At 35.8% G+C, this 20,641-nt stretch carries 9 protein-coding genes; all 9 read left to right on the plus strand.

All coding sequences use genetic code 11. The features are described 5' to 3' along the window. The first annotated feature begins 46 nt into the window (after positions 1 to 46). The 9 genes from BB050_RS16430 (at position 47) to BB050_RS16470 (ending at position 20,151) form a co-directional block, all read left to right on the plus strand. Positions 47 to 1,726: a glycoside hydrolase family protein gene (locus BB050_RS16430; RefSeq protein WP_066034317.1), complete on the plus strand. Its 1,680-nt coding sequence runs from the start codon at positions 47 to 49 to the stop codon at positions 1,724 to 1,726. Between the two features lie 249 nt (positions 1,727 to 1,975). After that, the gene (locus BB050_RS16435) at positions 1,976 to 3,097 is read left to right on the plus strand and encodes a glycoside hydrolase family protein (RefSeq protein WP_066034318.1); all 1,122 of its coding nucleotides are present in this window, start codon (positions 1,976 to 1,978) and stop codon (positions 3,095 to 3,097) included. Between the two features lie 192 nt (positions 3,098 to 3,289). Continuing rightward, positions 3,290 to 6,637, plus strand: coding sequence for a glycoside hydrolase family 2 TIM barrel-domain containing protein (locus BB050_RS16440; protein WP_236940346.1), 3,348 nt, complete (start codon positions 3,290 to 3,292; stop codon positions 6,635 to 6,637). Positions 6,638 to 6,762: 125 nt separating this feature from the next. Next, on the plus strand, positions 6,763 to 10,152 hold the full coding sequence (locus tag BB050_RS16445; protein WP_066034319.1) for a glycosyl hydrolase: 3,390 nt from the start codon (positions 6,763 to 6,765) through the stop codon (positions 10,150 to 10,152). Between the two features lie 80 nt (positions 10,153 to 10,232). Further along, positions 10,233 to 11,657: a sialate O-acetylesterase gene (locus tag BB050_RS16450; RefSeq protein WP_066034320.1), complete on the plus strand. Its 1,425-nt coding sequence runs from the start codon at positions 10,233 to 10,235 to the stop codon at positions 11,655 to 11,657. A gap of 268 nt (positions 11,658 to 11,925) precedes the next feature. Next, on the plus strand, positions 11,926 to 14,253 hold the full coding sequence (locus BB050_RS16455) for a DUF5703 domain-containing protein (protein WP_066034321.1): 2,328 nt from the start codon (positions 11,926 to 11,928) through the stop codon (positions 14,251 to 14,253). 15 nt (positions 14,254 to 14,268) lie between these two features. Further along, entirely contained in the window at positions 14,269 to 16,728 is a 2,460-nt protein-coding gene (locus BB050_RS16460) for a pectate lyase family protein (RefSeq protein WP_066034322.1), read from the plus strand. A gap of 234 nt (positions 16,729 to 16,962) precedes the next feature. Further along, complete coding sequence (locus BB050_RS16465; protein ID WP_083219913.1) at positions 16,963 to 18,978, plus strand: aceric acid hydrolase; 2,016 nt, start codon at positions 16,963 to 16,965, stop codon at positions 18,976 to 18,978. Positions 18,979 to 19,164: 186 nt separating this feature from the next. Then, positions 19,165 to 20,151, plus strand: coding sequence for a pectinesterase family protein (locus BB050_RS16470; protein ID WP_066035202.1), 987 nt, complete (start codon positions 19,165 to 19,167; stop codon positions 20,149 to 20,151). The last annotated feature ends 490 nt before the right edge of the window (positions 20,152 to 20,641 follow it).

Consider the following 20,641-nt stretch of genomic DNA (forward strand, 5'->3'; position numbering starts at 1 on the left):
ATTTGGGAAATACATTAAAAGAATAAAAGCCAAAAAGTAAAAACCAATGTTTTCAAAAAATAAAAAATACAACATCAAATTAAAAACTGTTTTTCTAATGCTATTGGCTGTCTGCATTCAATCCGCAGCACAAACCACCGCATGGAAACCAGCCTCATTTGAAATTGTAAAATCAAAATACAAGACATTTAAAATCGCACAATACGCTCATGTATTTTCGGGAAGCAAACACAATATTGTTCGTTTAGCTCCAGAATTGCAAGGTCTGACTGGGGTTGAACTTCCTTTAGAAACTTATAAAAACGGAACTAATGCTCCATTACAATTAAAATTCAAAGAGCCAGTAACGGTTTTGATTGGCATTTTTCAAGATAAAAACGCGGAATATCTTCAAGCGAATCAAATTGGAAATAATAATGAAATTCTTGAAAACGGAGTTACCATTACAGGTTTACCACTGGTAAGTGTTTATGCGATTCCTTATACAAAAGGAACCCATACCATTTTACCCAATCAAAAGGGTTTATTTGCTGTTTTGGGAGTTTTGAAAATCGACCAAAAATTGAACGCCAGAGACGCAAAATTACCAGACGGAAAACTTTGGAATCCAACATTTATTGTAGAAGGATTTTCAGATGAAAAACCGCTTTTCGAAATTATTGGCGGAGAAAACAAACCCGTTATTGATGAAGGAATGTCTGGAACAGAAGGAATTCAGGGCGGTTTTGAAGGTGGACGTGTTGTAAAAGTAGGAGATACGTATCATATGTTTCCAACTGAAAGAGCTGGTGAAAAAAGCGTAGATTATTATTATGACCGTGTAAAAACCAAAATTGGACATTGGACGAGTAAAGATGCGATTCATTGGAAAAGAGAATCTACAATCTACCAAGCAAGCGGTGTTTATGCCATTACAGAAGATGATAACCCAATGAATGACCGTCGTGCTGCAATTTGGTCGTATATGCCTATTTTTAATGAAAAAGCAAACAAATGGTATGGCTATTATTTGGCTTATACCGTAAGTAAAACAATAGAACCGAATCATTCCTTTGGAAGAATTTGGCGATGCGAGTCAATGGTAGAAGGGATCAACGGAATCGGCGGACCTTATAAAGATATGGGAATTATTATGGAACCAGGATTAGATTCTCAGCCTTGGGAAGGGCGTCAGGGCGTAGCTTCATTTTTTCCGTATCAGGTTGGAGATAAATATTTCGGATTTTACAGCGGTGCATATCCGTTCAATTCATGGGCAGATTATCCGAAGAAATCAGGAAAAGGCTGGTTTGTGGCTTTAGCCGAATCCAAAACTTTAGAAGGTCCGTGGTTAAGAATGAACAAAGGTTTGGAACCCATTAAAACCATGCATCCGCTTTTTGTTGAAAATCCAATAGTGAGTCAATTGCCAAACGGTCTGTACATCGCGATTTTCGACGGAGGCCCAGACGGCTGGGGACATCATTTACCCAATATGATTGCGTATTCATTATCAGCAGACGGTGTTAATTGGGAAGAAGCGCATTATCTTCCAATAGAAACTAAAGTAGATAAATGGTGGGATATTATGAGAACTCCATTGTGCTTAATCCCAGAAGGAAATGATGTTTACACCATAGTGTATAATGCAATCGATTTGAAAAGAAGATTTCACCCAACAGGAATGGTAAAAGTAAAATTAAACAAAGACGTTATGGAGTCTAAATTGAAAGAATTGAAGAAATAATTGAGCATACATAGAACGCGGATTAAACGGATTTACTTCGTAAAGATGCTGATTTACACAGATTTTATTTTAATTGATTTGAACTAAGGAAATAAAGTAAAGTTTCCCGCAGATTTTGCAGATCAAGCAGAAAAATAATCAGCTAAATCTGCAAAATCTGCGAGAGAAATAAAATAAAAATCCTTAACAATCCGTGTCTTTACGAAGTAAATCAGCATCATCCGCGTACTAAAATATACATAAAGTAAAATGAAAATTAAATATCTAATCGTAGCCATTTCAGCACTTGCCCTAACTAGCTGTGCAACCAAATACAAGAAAAGAGAAATTACCGACAGCGTAATGCAGGAGATTTACGAAGAAATCAAAACGCCTTATAAATACGGTCTGGTGATGGTTCCTACCGATAACTCATACAAAATGGATTGCCCGAGTGTATTTAAAAAAGACGGAAAATGGTACATGACGTATTTAATTTACGACGGAAGAGGTTACGAAACCTGGTTAGCAGAAAGTGATAATCTTTTAGATTGGAAACATCTTGGAAAAGTAATGTCTTTTTCTGAAAACGAAAAACATTGGGATGTCAACCAAAAAGCTGGATATATTGCTATGCAAGACATGACTTGGGGCGGAAGCTACGAATGGGAAAAATACGATAACAAATACTGGATGAGTTATTTTGGTGGAGACAGCAAAGGTTACGAAGCAGGCGTTTTATCTATCGGAATGGCCTACACGAAAGAAGCACCGACAAAGCCGCATGAATTTCAAAGATTAGAAAATCCGGTTTTAACGCCAAAAGACAAAGATGCCAGATGGTGGGATAACAGCACGATGTACAAAAACAGCGTAATTCGTGATAAGGATAAACTAACTGGACACAATTTTATCATGTATTACAACGCCCGCGGAGACAGTATAAATCCTGCTAAAGGAGCAGAACGTATTGCGATGGCAGTATCAAACGACATGAAAACCTGGAAACGTTATGGTGATAAACCATTAATCAACCATCATAAAGGAATTTCGGGAGATGCTTATATTCAGCGAATTAATGATACTTGGGTGATGTTTTATTTCGGAGCTTTTTGGACGGGTTGGAATCAAGGTGCATTTAATCGTTTTGCCGTTTCAAACGACTTAGTAAACTGGACCGACTGGAAAGGCGAAGATTTAGTTAAATCATCTGAACCTTACGATGATTTGTTTGCGCATAAATCATTTGTGGTAAAGCATGATGGCGTTGTCTATCATTTTTACTGTGCTGTTAATAAAGCAGAACAAAGAGGAATCGCCATTGCAACATCTAGAGATTTAGGGAAAAGCAAATTGAATTTTGTGGCACCGCCAGAGAAAAAGAAGAAATAGTTATGAGTTATGAGTTATGAGTTATGAGTTATGAGTTATGAGTTATGAGTTATGAGTTATGAGTTATGAGTTATGAGTTATGAAATATCTTAATACTCCCAACTGAAACAACTCCGTTAGGAAGCTCTCGTCGGTAGAAAAAAACGAATTAATATGTATTTATGTCCCTTAGGGACATTTGAAACAATAATAATGAAATACAATATAAAAGCAATGTTTACATCAAAATTAAATTATAATAATCCATTTCTCAGATTACGATTTTTGACGTATGCATTTTACATTTTACTTTTCACAATTAACATAAAGGCCCAATCCGTTACAGGAGAACCTGCAGGAGTTCCAGAACTTCACAAAAAATACCAGTTTGCTCCTTGGGAAGACCCAACGATAACAAGTATCAATAGACAGCCAGCAAGAGCAACTGCTTATTCTTACGCAAGTGTAGAAGATGCATTAAAAGGTGACAGAACCAAAAGCCGAATCCAAATGCTAAATGGTGATTGGGATTTTAAATATGCTGTAAACCTAAAAGAAGCGTCTAAAGATTTCTATAAAAATACTGTTTCAGGATGGGATAAAATCGAAGTGCCTTCAAACTGGGAAATGAAAGGATATGATAATCCAATTTACAAAAGTGCCGTATATCCTTTTAGACCTATAAATCCGCCTTATATTCCTAAAGATTATAATGGAGTGGGTTCGTATCAAAGAAGCTTTACAGTTCCTGAAAACTGGAAAGATATGACTGTTACGCTTCATTTCGGTGCCGTAAGTTCAGGTTTTGAAGTTTGGTTAAACGGAGAATTTTTAGGCTATGGTGAAGACAGTTTTCTACCATCAGAATTTGATATTACGCCTTACTTAAAAGCAGGCGAAAATGTGGTTTCTGTTCGTGTAATTCGTTGGACAGATGGTTCTTATTTAGAAGATCAGGATCATTGGCGTATGAGCGGAATCCAGCGTGAAGTTTTCATTATGGCCGAGCCAAAATTGCGTATTCAGGATTTCTTTGTTCAAACGAAATTAGACAAAGAATACAAAGACGCTATTTTCAAATTACGTCCGAAAGTGGAGAATTTGACTGGAATGAAAATCAAAGATTACACGATGAATGTTCAGTTATACGATGCTAATAATACGGCGATGTTCAAAGAACCGCTTCAAAGACCTGTAATTGATTTGATTAACGAAAGTTATCCGCGTTTGGACAATGTTCGTTTCGGATTCTTTCAGGAAACGATCAAAAATCCTAAAAAATGGAGTTCAGAAGAACCAAATTTATACACAATGGTCATTTCCATAAGAGATAAAAATGGCAATGTCACAGAAGCCAAAAGCTGTAAAGTGGGTTTCCGTTCGATTGAATTTTCGAAAGAGAACGGGAAAATGCTCATCAACGGAAAAGAAACTTATGTGTATGGCGTAAACCGTCACGATCATCATCCAACACGAGGAAAAGCCGTAACGAGAGAAGACATCAAACAGGATATTACCACGATTAAAAAGTTCAATTTCAACTTTATACGAACAAGTCATTATCCAAACGATTCTTATTTCTACGAATTATGCGATCAATACGGAATCATGGTGATGGACGAAGCAAACCAAGAAACGCACGGAATTGGTGGTAAATTAAGCAATGATCCGCTTTGGACAAATGCTTATATGGAAAGAATGATTCGAATGGTCGAAAGAGATAAAAACCATCCCTCTGTTGTAATGTGGAGTTTGGGTAACGAAGGAGGAAAAGGCCCAAATCATGCTGCAATGTCAGGCTGGGTTCACGATTTTGACATTACACGTCCAGTGCATTACGAACCAGCGCAAGGAAATGCAAAATTAGACGGTTATATCGATCCGCTTGATTCACGTTATCCAAAAACAATCGATCACGCGTATCGATTCGAAAATCCGCAGGATGATTCGTATGTCGATATGGTCAGCCGTTTTTATCCGGGCGTTTTCACACCTAAATTTTTAGTCGATCAAAAGAAAGATACAAGACCGATTATTTTCGTTGAATATTCGCATGCCATGGGGAATTCAGTTGGAAATTTAAAAGAATTATGGGATGAATTCCGCTCGCTTCCAAGAGTTATCGGAGGCTGTATTTGGGAATTTAAAGATCAGGGAATCGTGAAATTTGATTCGAGATCAGGTCAGAATTATTTTGCGCATGGCGGAGATTTTGGCGAAAAATATCATGACGGAAATTTCAACACCAAAGGAATTGTAGATTCTTACGGAAAACCGAAAGGTTCGATTTTTGAGAATAAATGGGTGTACCAGCCAGCGATTTCAACTTTAAACGGAAATCAATTAGAAATTAAAAATCGTCAGGCTGTTAAATCTTTGGAAGGATATATTCCTGTTTTAAAAGTGTTGGAAAACGGAAATGTAATTAAAACTCAGATTTTAAAACCATTTAAAATAGAAGCAGGACAATCGACAACTTTAGATATCAGTTCTTATCTTCCAAAAATGAAAGCTGATGCCGAATATATTTTAAATATAGAATTTCAGCTTTCAAAAGACGAGCTTTGGGCTTCAAAAGGTTACACTGTAGCGGAAGATCAGTTTGTGTTGAAAAAGAAAGAAACTTCAATTGATTTTAGAAATGAAAAAGATGCAGCTTATAAAACAACTGAAACAGATTTTGATTTCCAAGTTAAAGGAAAATCTTTTGAAGTAAAAATCAGCAAAGAAAATGGAGCTTTGACTTCCTATATTTTTAAAGGGGAAGAACAGGTTTTTGCTCCTTTACTGCCAAATTTTGTTAGACCTTTAACTGATAATGATAAAAGAGGCTGGAAGTCTCAAAAATTATTAAAACAATGGTATAAAGCAAAGCCAAAAGTTTTAAGTACAACAATGGGAATTGGAATTGATGGTACTGTAATTACAAGTGAATATGAAATTATAAAAGACAGTGCGAAAGTGCAAGTTGCTTATAAAATCAATGAGAATGGAGTTATAAAAGTAGATTACAGTTTAAAAGCATCAGACAAACTGCCAAACATTCCAAAAATCGGAATGCAGATGGGAGTTAAAAGAAGTTTCGACCAGATTTCATGGTACGCAAAAGGCGAATTGGAAAATTACAGCGACAGAAGTTTTGGTTCGTTTGTTGGGAAATATTCGCTTCCAATAAATGATTTTATCGAACATTATCCAAAACCGCAAGAAAACGGAAACCGATGCGATGTAAGGTGGATGGCATTAAGTACTCCGCAGAAAAACAGCGGATTTTTAGTAGTTAACGATAATAAAGTTTTAAGTATGAGCGCATGGCCTTACACACAGGAAAACCTAAGCGCATCAGGACATACGTACGATTTGAAAGATCCAGGATTTTTGACCGTAAACATCGATTTAATCCAAATGGGAGTGGGAGGAAATGATAGTTGGACAATTGTAGCACAGCCATTAGAACAATATCAGATTAAATCTGGAAATTATGATTACAGTTTTTATTTGACACCTTTCAGCGGATCAAAGTATGAATTGGAAAATAGTTTGAAGAAGTTTAAATATTAGTCAATTGATAATTAAAAATTAAGAATTAATAATTAAAAGAAATCTGCAAAATCAGCTAAATCTGCGAGAGTAAATTTTTCCCGCAGATTTAGCAGATTGAGCAGATTGTAAAAAAACAAATAGCAATGTTTCAAAAAACACAGCTCTTTTTTATACTCCTTTTAGCAAGTATCGTCTCTGCACAGGAGATTCATAAAAAAGAAACCACTTTTCAGCCAACATTAGAATCCTCAAGACCTTGGGTGTATTGGTATTGGATGAAATCGGCGTATTCTAAAGCGGGAATTACAGCCGATTTAGAAGCGATGAAACAAGCTGGAATTGCAGGCGCTTATTTAATGACCATCAAAGGCCCAGCAAATCCGCCTTTGATAGATCCACCAGTTTTACAGTTGACACCTGAATTTTGGGATATGATTCATTGGGCTTTTAAAGAAGCCGATCGTTTAGGTTTGAAACTCGCTTTTCACGGAGCAGACGGATTTGCGGTTGCAGGTGGGCCGTGGATTACACCAGAAATGTCGATGCAGAAAGTAGTATGGTCAACAACTGAAATTTTAGGCGGAAAAAAAGTTGCGTCAAAATTGCTAGTTCCAGCACACTACAAAGAATATTATAAAGACATTGCCACTTTTGCGATTCCGATTAAAGAATACCAAATCACTTCGCAGACGCAACTGCCAAAAGTAACGACATCCAATAACACCGATGCTTCGTTTTTGGCTGATCCTAAAAAAGATGAAAACTTCAAGTTTGCAGATGCAGGTTGGATTCAGTACGAATTTGCGCAGCCTTTTACCTGTAAATCTATTGTAATTGAAACCAAAGGAAGAGATTTTCAGGCACAGCGACTGATTGTAGAAGTGAGTGATGATGGAGTTAATTTTAGATTCCACGAAAGAATGATCGCACCACGTCACGGCTGGCAGGATATGGATCTCCCAAATACACATACGATTACGCCTGTAACATCAAAATATTTCCGATTTGTTTATGATCCAAAAGGAACAGAACCAGGAGCAGAAGATTTGGATTTTGCGAAGTGGAAACAAAACCTGAAAGTGAGTAAAATTACACTTTCGAATCAATCGCTGATTAATAATTACGAAGGAAAGTCAGGAGTCATCTGGCGTTTGACCCCACAGACAACTGAAAAAGAAATTCCAAAATCTGATGCATTCAAAAAATCAGAAATCATCAATATTTCCAATTTTGTTGATGCATATGGAAATCTGAACTGGAAAGCACCAAAAGGAAAATGGAAAATTATCCGAATGGGACATACTTCTACTGGGCATGAAAATGCTACTGGCGGAGCAGGAAAAGGATTGGAAGTAGACAAATTTAATCCGGAATTAATTCGTTTTCAATTGGATCATTGGTTTGGAGAAGCCGTTCGTTCTGCTGGCCCGGAATTGGCTTCAAAAGTGCTGGAAATCCTTCATTTTGACAGCTGGGAATGTGGAAGCCAAAACTGGTCTTCGGTTTTTCAATCTGAATTTAAAAAGAGACGTGGTTATGATCTTGTAAATTATCTTCCAGTTATGGCAGGGATTCCGATAGAAAGTGCCGATTTTTCAGAGAAAGTTTTATACGATGTACGTAAAACAATTGCCGATTTAGTTGCTGATAATTTCTACGGAACTGTCGCTGAAATTGCAAAAGAATATAACGTTATGTTAAGTTCAGAAAATGTTGCGCCAACCATGATGAGCGATGCTTTGCTGCATTACAAATATGTTGATTATCCGGGTGGTGAATTTTGGCTGAAAAGCCCAACACATGACAAACCTTTTGATATGGTTGATGCCATTTCCGGGGGACATATTTACGGAAAAGATATTATTCAGGCGGAATCTTTCACGGCTTTGCGAATGGATTGGGACGAACATCCAGGAAATTTAAAAACTACAGCTGACCGTAATTATGCTCTAGGAATCAATCGTTTATTCTATCACGTTTTTGTGCATAATCCGTGGACGGATAGAAAACCGGGAATGACTTTAGACGATATCGGAACTTTTTTCCAAAGAGACCAAACTTGGTGGAAACCTGGAAAAGCCTGGTTTGATTATTGCCAAAGAGTACAGTTTCAATTGCAAAAAGGAAAACCTGTGATTGATTTGGCAGTTTTTATCGGCGAAGATTTCCCTTCACGTTCTTTTGTTCCAGATCGATTAGTTCCTTTTATTCCGAATGTGTTTGGAAAAGAAAGGTTAGAAAGCGAGAAAATCCGTTTAGAAAATGAAGGTCAGCCAACGGTCAAAATGCCAAAAGAAGTGACCTATTCTAAAAATATCACCGATTTATCACAATGGATTAATCCGCTAAATGGGTATCAATATGATTCTTTCAATGCTGATGTCTTGATCAATCGTGCGAAAGTCGTTAACGGAAAAATTTCATTTGAAGGCGGAATAGAATACGGAGCTTTATTGTTTCCGGGAAGTCATAAAATGGCACCCAACAAAATGTTGTCTTTAGCTTCTGCCGAAAAAATCCTGCAATTGCTAAAAGACGGAGCAACTATTTTTGTGGATGAAAAACCGAATCTTCAACCTGGAATTCATTTAGAAGCGGATCAAAAGAAATGGCAGAATATAATTGATGAAATTTGGAATAACGCCAATTCATCTTCATGGAAAATCGGAAAAGGAACGGTTGTCAAATTACCGTATTTAGGAAATGATTTTGCAGCAATTGGAATCACGCAGGATGTTTATTTTCCAAGTTTAAACAGAGCCGATTCAGAAACATTAGCGTGGACACATCGTAAATCGAATACTGAAGATATTTATTTCATTTCCAATCAAAAAGCGGAGAAACGTTCTTTTGAGGCGTCTTTCAGAATTTCAGGAAAAGTTCCACAATGGTACAATCCAGTTACAGATGAAACTTCGGCTTTAGCCAATTGGAAAATAGAAAACGGAAGAACAATTGTTTCAATAACTTTAGAAGCTAACGAATCTGGTTTTGTGATTTTTAAAGAAGGAACAAAAGAAGTTTTAGCAAAAGGAAAAATAGCTGAATTTGAAAAAGTTCAGGTTTTAGATGAAAATTGGGAATTGCAGTTTGATCCAGAATTCAAAGGTCCAAAAGAAGTTGTAAAAACTAATAAACTTTTTGATTGGAGTACTTCGGGAAATGATCAGATTAAATATTATTCTGGTACTGTGATTTATAAAAAAGAATTTGTTTGGAAAGGAAAAGATACCAATAAAATCTGGCTTGATTTAGGTGAAATTTCTAATATGGCAGAGATTTCCATTAATGGAAAGGACTGTGGAACGCTTTGGACTTTCCCTTTCAAAACTGATATTTCAAAAGCTTTACAAAAAGGAAAAAATTCAATAGAAATTAAAGTCACAAATACTTGGGCAAATAGATTAATCGGCGATCAAAAATTGTCAAAAGAAGAAAGATTGACGTGGACGACAGCGCCATTTCGATTAGAAGGAGAACCGTTGTTGAAAGCAGGATTATTCGGACCGGTTACAATTTTACAGGAGAAATAAATATTAGCCACGAATTCACGAATTTTTTATTAATCTCATTTATAAAAAATTCGTGAATTCGTGGCGAAAAAAAATAGAATATGAAAAAATCAATTATTGCATTATTAACGGTTTTAGCAAGTTTTCAAATCAATGCCAAAATCAAACTGCCGGCCTTATTCACCGACAATATGATGTTACAGCAAAAATCCAACGCACCAATTTGGGGTTGGGCAGAAAAGAACGCCACTGTCGTAATCAAAACTTCATGGGATTCTAAAACCTACAAAACAAAAGCAGATGCTTCAGGAAAATGGAAAACAGAATTACAAACCTCCTCTTTTGGCGGACCATATACAATAGAAGTTTCAGAAGGAAGTGAAAAAGTAACCATCAAAAATGTTTTGTTGGGAGAAGTTTGGCTTTGTTCAGGACAGTCGAATATGGAAATGCCGTTAAAAGGATTTCAGGGACAGCCTGTTAAAAATGGCAATGAAATCATCGTAAGGTCAACCAGTAAAAATATTCGTTTAATTACGATTCCAAGAGCAACAGTTTTAGAGCCATTGCAAGATTTCGAAGGAAAATGGGAAGAAGCTTCTCCAAAATCAACATCCAATTTTAGTGCAACGGCTTGGTATTTCGGATCGCTTTTACAGGAAGTTTTAAATGTTCCTGTCGGATTGATTCACGTCTCGTACGGAGGTTCAAGCATGGAAGCATGGATGAACAAAGAAATGCTGAAAGATTTTGCAAGTGCTAAAATTCCGACTACAAAAGAAGAATTAACAAAAGATCCAAATCGTGTTCCTACGACTTTGTTTAACGGAATGCTTTCACCTGTAATTGGTTATGGAATTAAGGGCTGTATTTGGTATCAGGGAGAATCAAATTACGAAAGAGCTTCTGAATACACCGCTTTAATGAAGAAAATGGTGGGCAGTTGGAGAGCCTTATGGAAACAGGGAGATTTTCCGTTTTATTTCGCTCAGATTGCGCCATTCAATTATGCTTCATTTCATCCAAAAGATTATCAGGAAAAATACAATTCGGCTTATTTGAGAGAAGCGCAGTTTAAAGCTTCGAAGGAAATTCCGAATTCGGCAATGGCGGTTTTAATGGACGTTGGAGAAGAAAACAACATTCATCCAATGGATAAAGAAAAAGGAGGAAACCGTTTGGCTTTTCAGGCTCTGGCAAGAACATACGGAATTGAAGGTTTTGAATTCGAAAGTCCGAAATACAAATCAATGGAAATTAAGGATGGTGCTGTAACCGTTTCTTTTGATGATGTTGCCAACGGAATAACATCGTATGATAAAGAAGTAACTGGTTTTGAAATTGCAGGAGAAGACAAAGTTTTCTATCCGGCAAAAACAGTTGTGAGAAGAAAATCAGTAGTTCTTACTTCAGATAAAGTAAAAAATCCAGTTGCAATTCGTTATTTATGGAAAGACTTCGCGAAAGCGGAATTGTTTAGCGCAGGAGGTTTGCCAGTTTCTTCGTTTAGAACAGACGAATGGTAATTATGAGTTTTGAGTTATGAGTTATGAGTTTTGAGTTTTGAGTTTTGGCGTCTAATTTGTCATTTCGACGAAGGAGAAATCTTCGCAAGTAGCTCCGCAAAGATTTGGACCAAGCATGATGATTTTTAAGGCAACTTAATTTATAACTCTCACAGATTTGGCAGATTTTGGAGATAAAAATAAATCTGCTCAATCTGCAAAATCTGCGAGAGAAAAATAAAAAATAAATAGCTACAAGGTTTTGAAAACCCTGCAGGAAAACGAAAAAATGAAATATATAAAATACATACTTTTCTTCACCACGCTTTGCCTCAAAGCTCAAATTCCTACGCTTGATAATTACAATCAAATCTGGACAAAGCAAAGTGATAATTCATCAGAATCGATGCCTTTGGGAGGCGGGGATATTGGTATGAATGTTTGGGTGGAAAAAGGCGATTTGTATTTCTATTTTTCACGAAGTGGGACTTTCGACGAACATAATACTTTATTGAAATTAGGAAGAGTAAAAGTGACGTTAAGTCCGAATCCATTTGAAGGAAAAGATGGTTTTCGTCAGGAATTGAAACTGAAAGATGGATATGTTTTAGTTGGACAAAATAATACTAAAATCAAACTTTGGGTAGATGTTTTTAAACCGATTATTCATGTTGATTTAGAAAGTAAAAATCCGTTGAAAATGACGGCTTCTTATGAAAGCTGGCGTTATCAAAATCGTTATCCAAAAGGAAAAGAAAACAATGCCAATTCTTATAAATGGGCACCTCAAGGAGAACTTATTACGTACAAAGATTCTATTTTATTTGAAAATAACGGAATCAAATTTTACCACAGAAACAGGGAAAATACGGTTTTTGATGTAGTAGTAAAACAACAAAAAATGGAATCGGTTAAAGACCAAATGCTGAACCCGATTGCGAATCTGACTTTCGGCGGATTTATGACAGGGAATAATCTGAAGCCAGACGGAACGTATTTAGGAAAATATCAATCTACCGATTTCAAAGGTTTTAATTTATCAAGTATAAAACCTGCAAAAAAGCATTCGTTAGAAATATATTTAAACACGAATCAATCTGATTTTTCAACTTGGAATAATGGGTTGAAAAGTTTGATTTCTGCTAACAAAAACACCTCGAAACAAGCCAAAAAAAACACGATAAAATGGTGGAATAATTTCTGGAACCGCAGTTTTATTTTTACTCAAAATAATCAATCGATTGAAAAAGATTCGGTTTACCAAATCGGACAGAATTATCAGTTGTTCCGATATATGCTTGGGTGCAATGCGTATGGAAAATATCCAACAAAATTTAACGGTGGACTTTTTACAGTTGACCCTGTTTTTACCAATAAAGATCTGAATTTTACTCCCGATTTCAGAAATTGGGGCGGAGGAACCATGACAGCTCAAAACCAACGATTGGTTTATTTTCCGATGGCAAAAAGCGGTGATTTTGATATGATGAAATCTCAATTGGATTATTATGTAAGTCTTCAAAAAAATGCTGAATTACGTTCAAAAGTATATTGGAATCATAATGGAGCATCATTCACAGAACAATTAGAAAATTTCGGACTTCCAAATCCTGCTGAATATGAATGGAAACGTCCCGCAGATTACGATCCGGGAATGGAATATAATGCGTGGTTAGAATATGAGTGGGATACGGTTTTAGAATTCTGCCAAATGATGCTTCAGCAAAAGGAATATGCAGGAGAAGATATTCAAAAGTATAATCCTTTTATTATAAGCTGTTTGCGTTTTTTTGATGAACATTATCAATATTTGGCCAAACAACGTGGAAGAAAAGCTTTAGACGGAAATGGAAAATTAGTTTTATATCCGGGTTCTGGAGCAGAAACGTATAAAATGGCGAGTAATGCCAATAGTACCATTTCGGCTTTGCAGGTTATTACAGAAAGCCTTTTAAACCTTTCTGGAAATCAATTGTCAAAAGAAGACTCAGAATATTTAAAAGGATTTCAAACTAGAATTCCGCCTTTGAATTTTGGGCAAATTGAAAACCATAAAGTTTTAGTTCCTGCAAAATCTTGGGAAAGAGTCAATAATTCAGAAGTTCCGCAATTATATCCCGTTTATCCGTGGGGAATTTATGGCATCGGAAAACCAGATTTAGAAACAGCTTTGAATACTTGGAAATACGATGCTGATGCTTTAAAATTTAGAAGTCACATTGGTTGGAAACAAGATAATATTTTCTCAGCTCGTTTGGGATTAACAGAGGAAGCGGCAAAATACAATACCATGAAAATGGCAAACTCAGAAAGACGTTTTCCAGCATTTTGGGGTCCGGGCTTTGACTGGGTTCCTGATCATAACTGGGGAGGTTCGGGAATGATTGGCATGCAGGAAATGCTTTTGCAGGAAGCAGACGGGAAAATTTACCTTTTTCCGGCATGGCCAAAAGAGTGGAACGTTCATTTTAAATTACATGCCAAACAAACTACTACGATTGAAGCCGAACTCCTAAATGGAGAATTGAAGGTATTAAAAGTTATTCCAGAAGAAAGAAAAAAAGACATTATAAATCTGCTTGGAAAATCTGAAGCAGAGAAAACGAAATTAAACTAACTATTACTAACAAAAATGATTAAGAAATTAATAAGTGGTGCTCTTTTGTCCATACTTTTAACCACAAACGGACAAGCACAATCAGTTCAAAATACTGATAAACAAATTATAAAAGTCGATTTTGACTTTTTTCAAAGAAGATTAGAAGAAGTACATGATCCGAGTTATGATTCTTGGGTGATTAACGAAGGAAAAGAAGCCGAAAAATCATTTAACAATGTGTCATTTAAACTAAAAGGAAACTTCACTTCAAAATGGTACAAAGTGGGCATTAACGCTCCATTTTACAATAAACTAGGAAGTGACGGTTTGGTTACAGCCGAAAATTTAGAATTAAAAATCAGCGGATTGAAAGCTGGAAAACATACGCTTTTGACGTTTCATAACGCTTTTGATGTCATTACGGGAAAAACATTTTCTCCGATAAAAATCTTCGTAAACGGAAAACTAGAGGAAACGGTAAATGCAAGTCAAAGGGCTAATGCTAAAGTTGATGCTTCGATGGCGTATATCACTTTTAATACTGAAAAAGGTAAAGATGTAATCGTCCGTTTTGAAATTGATCCGACCTCAAACCCTGATATCGTAAAACAGATCGTAATCAATGGTTTTGAATTGGATACGCCAAACTTAATGAATCAGGCGCGTACTCCAGAACCAAAAAATAGAGATGAACATGTTGAAGTAACCAAGAGTTTACTTTTAAAATGGGATGCTCCAAAAAACGTAGTAGCTCATAAAGTTTATTTTGGAAGCGATAAGAATGCGGTAGAAAATGCAACAGAAGCTTCAAAAGAATTCAAAGGAAAATTAACAGATAAAAGTTTCTCTGCTTCAGATTTATACAGCGGCACAACGTATTACTGGAGAGTGGATGAAGTAGATAACAATGGAGAGGTTACTTTAGGAAATGTCTGGTCGTTTAAACCAGCCCAATTGGCTTTTCCGGGAGCTGAAGGTTATGGGCGTTATGCCGTTGGAGGACGAGGCGGAAAAGTAGTAGAAGTAACCAATTTAAATGACGACGGGCCGGGAAGTTTACGTGATGCTATTAATCAGGAAATTGGGCCAAGAACGATTGTTTTTAATGTTTCGGGGAATATCAAATTGGCTTCGAGATTAGTGGTAAATCAGCCTTATATTACCATTGCAGGACAAACCGCTCCTGGAGAAGGAATTACAATCAGCAGGGCGCCAATCGGATTAACAGGAAATGATGGTATAATTCGATTTTTAAAGGTAAGAATCGGTGGCGGAACGACTTTTGACGGAATGGGATTAACAGGTGCCGATTATAGTATTATTGATCATTGCTCAATTAGCTGGACAATTGATGAATCGTTTAGTTCGCGAGGAGCCCATCATATTACACTACAAAGAACATTAATTTCAGAAGCTTTAAACGTGGCTGGCCATGATAAATACGAAGCAGGAAAAATGCATGGTTATGCTGCTACAATTGGCGGTGATATTGGTAGTTTTCATCACAATTTACTGGCTCATAATTACGGACGAAACTGGAGTATTGGCGGTGGTTTAAGCGGTGATGGATTTTATACAGGAAGATTAGATATCACCAATAACGTAGTTTACAACTGGGGAAAAAGAACAACTGACGGTGGTGCAAACGAGGTTAATTTTGTCAATAATTATTATAAGCCAGGTGCTTCGACAGGAATTTTTGTAGCGTTAAATGCACAGCACGAAGGCGTAGGGAAAGGTATGCAGCGTTATTATTTTGATGGAAATGTGATGCCAGGTTATTTTGACGAAAAATCTCAGGAGAAAGGGAGAAAATCTACTGTAACCAATAAAGAAAAAGTGGAATATGAGACTTTCGTAGACAAGCCATTTTTCCCTTCTTATGTAAATACACAATCTGCTAAAGGAGCTTATAAAAATGTGCTTTCAGATGTTGGGGCGAATCAGCCGTTTTTTGACAAACATGATAATCGAATCATAAATGAAACTTTAAAAGGAACTTTCACTTACAAAGGCAGTAAAAGCGGTTTAGGTGGCATGATCGATAATGAACAAGATGCAGGAGGATGGCCAAATTTTGTTGCAGAAACTCGTCCGTCAGATTGGGATACAGATCACGATGGATTACCAAATTGGTGGGAGAAAGCTTTTGGTTTGAATGAAAATTCAAAAGCTGGAGATTTTTCAGATGCTAATCAAGATAACGATAAAGACGGATTTACGCAGTTGGATAATTATTTAGACTGGCTGGCTCAGCCTCATTATTTTATTAATTTAAAAGATAAAAAAGTTTTAAATGTGGCAGATTATTTTAAAGGTTTTGAAAATAAACCCGTTTACACTTTCTCTGAAGTAAAAAATGGAAAAGCAAGTTTAAAAGGAAAGGAAATTCAGTTCACAGCTTCAGATAATGGTTTCGCTTCTTTCATAGTAACAGTAAAAGATGCAGATGGAGATTCTATGAGCAGAACTATTAATTTCTTTGTTAAGTAAAGAGATTTCACGCAGATTTAGCTGATTTAGGCAGATCTGCGCAGATTTTATTTATAGAGAAAAATCAAAAAATAATCTGCTAAATCTGTTGAATCTGCGTGAAAAAATAGACTGCAGAATAGAAGATTATAATAGATTAAAAAAGAAAAATAAATCAGCACAATCTGCCAAATCTGCGGGAAAAATTAATCTCCCGCAGATTTGGCAGATCTAGCAGATAAAATTAATATCAAAATGAAAAAGAATATCATTATCTCAAGTTTGTTTCTTTCAACCGTAATTTTTGCTCAGGACAAAGGTTTGGTTGCGAACTCACAAAGTCCGTATTCGAAATTACAAAGCGTAGGCTTACAAGATGTAAGATGGACAAACGGTTTTTGGAAAGAACAATTTGATGTAGAAACCAAAAATACCTTGCCGTACATGTGGGATTTGTATCATAGTGAAACATCTCATGCCTATAAAAACTTTGAGATTGCAGCAGGATTAAGCAAAGGAACTTTCAAAGGACCTTCGTTTCATGATGGTGATTTCTATAAGATTTTTGAAGGAATGGCAGCGACTTATGCTGTTACAAAAGATAAAAAACTCGATGCCGAAATGGATAAGGCTATTGCGCTTTTCGCGAAAGTACAGCGCAAAGACGGTTATATCCATACTCCAGTTTTAATTGACGAACGCTGGGGAACTTTAGGGCCAGAAGAAGTGAAAAAACAACTGGGGTTCGAGAAATACAATATGGGGCATTTAATGACTGCAGCCTGTATTCATTATCGTGCCACAGGAAAAACTAATTTCCTGAATATCGCAAAAGGTGTTGCCGATTTCTTGTACGATTTTTATAAAAAGGCTTCGCCAGAATTAGCGCGAAATGCAATCTGTCCATCACATTATATGGGAATCGTCGAAATGTACAGAACGGTAAAAGATCCGAAATATTTAGAATTAGCTAATAATCTGATTGACATTCGCGGAACTACAAGCGACGGAACTGATGATAATCAGGATAGAGTACCGTTTAGACAGCAGACAACCGCAATGGGTCACGCCGTAAGAGCGAACTATTTGTATGCAGGAATAGCCGATTTGTACGCAGAAACAGGAGAAAAGAAATTATTAGACAATTTAGAATCTATTTGGGATGATGTAACGTATCGCAAAATGTATATTACAGGAGGTTGCGGTTCTTTATACGACGGAGTTTCTCCAGACGGAACTTCTTATGATCCATCTGTCGTTCAGAAAATTCATCAAGCTTATGGAAGACCTTTTCAATTGCCAAACGCAACAGCTCACACAGAAACTTGCGCCAATATTGGAAACGTTTTATGGAACTGGAGAATGCTTCAAATTACTGGAGATGCTAAATATGCTGATATTGTAGAATTGGCACTTTATAACAGTGTACTTTCGGGAATGAATTTAGAAGGAGATAAATTCTTGTACAACAATCCGTTGAATGTTTCTAACCATCTGCCGTTTCATCAAAGATGGGGAAATGTGCGTGAAGGTTATATCGCTTTATCCAACTGCTGTGCGCCAAACGTAACGAGAACAATTGCTGAAGTTGGAAATTATGCTTACAATATTTCGAAAGATGGTTTGTATGTAAATTTATACGGAAGTAATCAGTTGAAAACAAAATCTTTAAACGGAGAAGAAATTGAAATTGAACAGCAAACCAATTATCCGTGGGACGGAAAAATAACTTTGAAAATCATTAAAGCTCCAAAAGATCTGCAGGCTTTCTTTTTAAGAATTCCGGGTTGGAGTCAAAATGCGGAAGTTTTGGTTAATAATTCAAAAGTTTCAGACAAAATTGTTTCAGGAACTTATTTGAAATTAAATCAAAAATGGAAAAAAGGTGATGTTATCGAATTGAATCTTCCAATGCCGGTTGAGTTGATGGAAGCCAATCCGTTAGTAGAAGAAGTTAAAAATCAAGTTGCAGTAAAAAGAGGACCTTTAGTGTATTGTTTAGAATCAGATCAATTGCCAGCAAATTCAAGTGTAAACGATGTGATTTTAAATTTGAATTCTGATTTTAAAACTGATTTTACGGAATTGAAAAACAGAAAATTAGTTACCATTGAAGCGACTTCGAAAATTTCCTCTGGTAATTCTTGGAATAAAACGCTTTATAAACCTATTTCAACAAAAGACGGAAAATCGGTAACTGTAAAATTGATACCGTATTTTGCGTGGGGAAACAAAGGACAGGGAGAAATGACGGTTTGGATGTCGCATTAAGTTTTGTACGCAGATGAAACGGATTGCCCTTGACAAAACGCGGATTTAAACGGATTTTTAATTTATTGAAATACAATCATCTTTGTCAAAGTTTTAAACTTTGACAAAGATTTTTTGCAGTAACCATAAAGTTTGTTATTTCTCCTTCGTCGAAATGACAAAATAGACTGGAAAAAACAAAAACACATGAAATACATCCTAACCTTATTTTTAATAACAAAAATTTCCCTATCAGCTCAAACGCTCGATAACAAGTTAGCATTAACCGTTGCCCAAGATGGCTCAGGAGATTTCAAAACGATTCAAGAAGCGATAAATAATGTAAAAGACAATTCAGAAAAACGAGTTATAATAACTATAAGGCCCGGAAAATATGTGGAGAAATTGGAAATTCCGGTTTCTAAAACATTCATAACCTTAAAGGGAACAGACAGAAATAAAACCATAATTTCATTTGATGATTATTCTGGAAAACCACTTCGTGAACCAGATCCATCAGGTAAAAAAGAATTTGGAACATCAACTTCCTATTCTTTTTTAATTAAAGGAAATGACTGCACGCTTGAAAATCTTACTGTCGAAAATACTGCAGGTAGAGTAGGGCAGGCGGTTGCACTACACATTAAAAGTGATAGAGTTATAGTGAAAAACTGCAATCTTTTTGGGAATCAGGATACGCTTTATTTATCAGAAGGAAATACCAGAACTTATTTTGAAAACTGTTTTATTAACGGAACAACCGATTTTATTTTTGGAGCCGCAACTGCTTACTTTTATAAATGTACTATCGAAAGTTTAATAAATTCTTATATCACAGCTGCTTCAACGCCCAAAGGACAAGCTTACGGTTTTGTTTTTGTAGATTGTAAATTAACTGCAAAAGACAAATCAGTAGAAAAAGTGTTTTTAGGAAGACCTTGGAGACCTTATGCGCAAACTGTTTTCATCAATACAGATTTAGGTTCTCACATTATTCCCGAAGGCTGGAATGCTTGGATTGATTCGCGATTTCCTGATAAAGACAAAACAGCTTATTATGCTGAATATGGAAGTAAAGGTGCGAGTGCAAAAAGTATTTCGCAACGAGTGTCATGGTCTCATCAGCTAAAAAAAGAAGATATTCAAAAATACAGTAGAAATTCAGTTTTAAACAGTTGGAATCCGAATAAGTAAAATAATCTTTCAATAAAATAAAGTAAGCTCGCTAAATAAAGGATTTGGCGGGCTTTTTCTGTTTTTATTTTAAAATGAAAGAGCAGAAATTAGTCGTTTACATTTTGTTGGTCAGAATTTACGTTTAAAAAAATAGTCTTTTATTAAAAAATATTAATGTTTTTTTTGGAGTTGTCTGCAAGTGTCCTGTGGCTTATTTTGTAAGTTTTTTAAAGTGAAAAAAATATATTTTGAGTATTTTTCTCTATCGTTTTCGTAAAAAATCGTATTTTATAAGCTGTTATTTATCAGATGTTATCATGTTGAGTTTTGAAGAATATATACTATATGTTTATTTTTGGTAACAATCTTATTGTTTTTTATTCAAAATGCGTTTGTATATTTTATTTTAAGCAAACAATTGTCTTAATTATTTTGGTTCGTCTATTTTTTCCATTCGTTTTTTATTAATATTGTTTTTTTTCAGTTGTTTTTTTTGAGATAACATGAT

Origin of the sequence: Flavobacterium anhuiense, assembly GCF_001705175.1 — a bacterium.
Lineage (GTDB): Bacteria > Bacteroidota > Bacteroidia > Flavobacteriales > Flavobacteriaceae > Flavobacterium > Flavobacterium anhuiense.